The sequence below is a fragment of the Derxia gummosa DSM 723 genome (assembly GCF_000482785.1).
In the GTDB taxonomy this organism is placed as follows: Bacteria; Pseudomonadota; Gammaproteobacteria; order Burkholderiales; family Burkholderiaceae_E; genus Derxia; species Derxia gummosa.
In genome coordinates, this window is sequence record NZ_AXWS01000005.1 from 1 (window position 1) to 3,774 (window position 3,774).

Annotated in this window: 1 protein-coding gene and 2 rRNA genes; 1 reads left to right on the forward strand and 2 read right to left on the reverse strand. The window is 52.1% G+C overall.

The window, feature by feature from the left end; all coding sequences use genetic code 11:
* A partial coding sequence (locus tag H566_RS22210; protein ID WP_034410245.1) for a VOC family protein occupies window positions 1–242 on the forward strand: 242 nt, incomplete at its 5' end.
* A 152-nt stretch (window positions 243–394) separates the two neighbouring features.
* On the opposite strand, the gene rrf is transcribed toward H566_RS22210, so the two are convergent.
* A 5S ribosomal RNA gene (gene rrf / locus H566_RS0101210) occupies window positions 395–506 on the reverse strand.
* Window positions 507–620: 114 nt separating this feature from the next.
* Window positions 621–3,496 (reverse strand): 23S ribosomal RNA (locus tag H566_RS0101215).
* Between the last annotated feature and the right edge of the window lie 278 nt (window positions 3,497–3,774).

A 3,774-nucleotide genomic window follows, 5' to 3' on the forward strand; every position in this document is an offset into this window, starting at 1 on the left:
CAGAAGAGAGCACGACGGTTCTGGAACTGACGTACAACTGGGATACGAAGGCGTATGAATTGGGGACGGCGTATGGCCACATCGCACTTGGCGTTGACGATATCTACGCTGCGGTGGAGGGCATTCGGGCGTCAGGAGGCAAGATTGTTCGCGAACCGGGGCCGATGAAGCACGGCTCGACGGTTATTGCGTTCATTGAGGATCCTGACGGCTACAAAGTGGAGCTGATTCAGGCAGCCTGATCGTAGCAGGCAGGTGCCTAGGCTGCGAGTGAAGGCACGACGCAGGGACCCGAGCACTAATCATTAGTCAAGAAGCAGTCTGGCGGCATTTCTTGCTCAGGCAAAAGCAAAAAGGGCAGTCCGATTAGCGGACTGCCCTTTTCAGGATAAGAGCCTGACGATGACCTACTTTCACACGGGAACCGCACTATCATCGGCGCAGAGGCGTTTCACTGTCCTGTTCGGGATGGGAAGGAGTGGGACCACCTCGCTATGGTCGTCAGGCATAACTTGTTGATTTACAGATAAATCTATATCTGCAAACCCAATCTGGAAGAAGCAATTCAGGTTGTGATTGCAAGCATACTGCGCTTCGTCACCCTTGATATTCAAGGTTATAGAGTCAAGCCTCACGAGCAATTAGTACTGGTTAGCTTAATGCATTACTGCACTTCCACACCCAGCCTATCAACGTCCTGGTCTCGAACGGCTCTTTAGGGAGATCAAGTCTCCAGGGAAGTCTCATCTTCAGGCAAGTTTCCCGCTTAGATGCTTTCAGCGGTTATCTCTTCCGAACTTAGCTACCCGGCGATGCCACTGGCGTGACAACCGGTACACCAGAGGTTCGTCCACTCCGGTCCTCTCGTACTAGGAGCAGCCCCCGTCAAACTTCCAACGCCCACGGCAGATAGGGACCAAACTGTCTCACGACGTTTTAAACCCAGCTCACGTACCACTTTAAATGGCGAACAGCCATACCCTTGGGACCGGCTACAGCCCCAGGATGTGATGAGCCGACATCGAGGTGCCAAACACCGCCGTCGATATGAACTCTTGGGCGGTATCAGCCTGTTATCCCCAGAGTACCTTTTATCCGTTGAGCGATGGCCCTTCCATACAGAACCACCGGATCACTAGGTCCTACTTTCGTACCTGCTCGACTTGTCGGTCTCGCAGTTAAGCACGCTTATGCCCTTGCACTATTAGCACGATGTCCGACCGTGCCTAGCGTACCTTCGAACTCCTCCGTTACCCTTTAGGAGGAGACCGCCCCAGTCAAACTGCCTACCATGCACTGTCCCCGACCCGGATAACGGGCCAAGGTTAGAACCTCAAACAAACCAGGGTGGTATTTCAAGGACGGCTCCACGAGAACTAGCGTCCTCGCTTCAAAGCCTCCCACCTATCCTACACAGATCGGTTCAAAGTCCAATGCAAAGCTACAGTAAAGGTTCATGGGGTCTTTCCGTCTAGCCGCGGGGAGATTGCATCATCACAAACATTTCAACTTCGCTGAGTCTCGGGAGGAGACAGTGTGGCCATCGTTACGCCATTCGTGCAGGTCGGAACTTACCCGACAAGGAATTTCGCTACCTTAGGACCGTTATAGTTACGGCCGCCGTTTACCGGGGCTTCGATCAAGAGCTTGCACCCCATCACTTAACCTTCCGGCACCGGGCAGGCGTCACACCCTATACGTCCACTTTCGTGTTTGCAGAGTGCTGTGTTTTTATTAAACAGTCGCAGCCACCTATTCACTGCGGCCCTGTTCAGCTCCGTTTGTACAACTTCACTTACTTAGGGCGTACCTTATCCCGAAGTTACGGTACAAATTTGCCGAGTTCCTTCTCCCGAGTTCTCTCAAGCGCCTGAGAATACTCATCACACCCACCTGTGTCGGTTTGCGGTACGGTCCCGTCAAGCTGAAGCTTAGTGGCTTTTCTTGGAAGCATGGTATCGCTCACTTCACGGACATGTCCGCTCGTCATCACGCCTTATCTAAGCCGCCCGGATTTGCCTAGGCGGCACGACTACACGCTTAAACCAACTATTCCAACAGTTGGCTGAGGTAACCTTCTCCGTCCCCACATCGCACTTGACGGCGGTTCCGGAATATTAACCGGATTCCCATCAGCTACGGCTCTCGCCCTCGCCTTAGGGGCCGACTCACCCTACGCCGATGAACGTTGCGTAGGAAACCTTGGGTTTACGGCGAGCGGGCTTTTCACCCGCTTTATCGCTACTCATGTCAGCATTCGCACTTCCGATACCTCCAGCATCCTTTACAAGACACCTTCACAGGCCTACGGAACGCTCTCCTACCATCACATTACTGTGATCCGCAGCTTCGGTGACTGGCTTAGCCCCGTTACATCTTCCGCGCAGGACGACTCGATCAGTGAGCTATTACGCTTTCTTTAAAGGGTGGCTGCTTCTAAGCCAACCTCCTGACTGTTTTAGCCTTCCCACTTCGTTTCCCACTTAGCCAATCTTGGGGACCTTAGCTGGCGGTCTGGGTTGTTTCCCTCTTGACGTCGGACGTTAGCACCCGGCGTCTGTCTCCCGTGCTCATACTTCCAGGTATTCGGAGTTTGCTATGGCGAGGTAACTCGCAATGAGCCCCCCAACCATTACAGTGCTCTACCCCCTGGAGCAATACACGAGGCACTACCTAAATAGTTTTCGGAGAGAACCAGCTATTTCCGGATTTGTTTAGCCTTTCACCCCTATCCACAGCTCATCCCCTAGTTTTTCAACACTAGTGGGTTCGGGCCTCCAGTGAGTGTTACCTCACCTTCACCCTGGCCATGGATAGATCATCCGGTTTCGGGTCTACACCCAGCGACTAGACGCCCTATTAAGACTCGGTTTCCCTGCGCCTCCCCTATACGGTTAAGCTTGCCACTGAATGTAAGTCGCTGACCCATTATACAAAAGGTACGCCGTCACCCCTTGCGAGGCTCCGACTGTTTGTATGCATGCGGTTTCAGGATCTATTTCACTCCCCTCCCGGGGTTCTTTTCGCCTTTCCCTCACGGTACTGGTGCACTATCGGTCGATTACGAGTATTTAGCCTTGGAGGATGGTCCCCCCATCTTCAGACAGGATTTCACGTGTCCCGCCCTACTTGTCGCAAGCCTAGTTCCACATCAACGTTTTCGCATACGGGGCTATCACCCACTGTCGCCGGACTTTCCAGACCGTTTTGCTAACGTCGAAGCTAAATCTTGCAGGCTGGTCCGATTTCGCTCGCCACTACTTTCGGAATCTCGGTTGATTTCTTTTCCTCTGGCTACTTAGATGTTTCAGTTCACCAGGTTTGCCTCACATGCCTATGTATTCAGCATGAGATACCCTTGCGGGTAGGTTTCCCCATTCGGACATCTTCGGATCAAAGCTTATTTGCCAACTCCCCGAAGCATTTCGCAGGCTATCGCGTCCTTCATCGCCTGTAATCGCCAAGGCATCCACCACATGCACTTATTCACTTGACTCTATAACCTTGAGGAATTTTTCAATTCCAGATCAAGGAATGAGTTAGCGAAGCGCTTGATATCAGATTTTCATCTGATTGATGCAATCACAACCCATGAATCGATGATTTCTCATCAATTCCTGTTTTTGCTTCTTCCTGATTGTTAAAGAACTAATGCCTAATGGCATTACGACAGTCTTTTGACTTTCGTAATGCGTCTGAAGATTTGGTGGAGGTGAACGGGATCGAACCGATGACCCCCTGCTTGCAAAGCAGGTGCTCTCCCAGCTGAGCTAC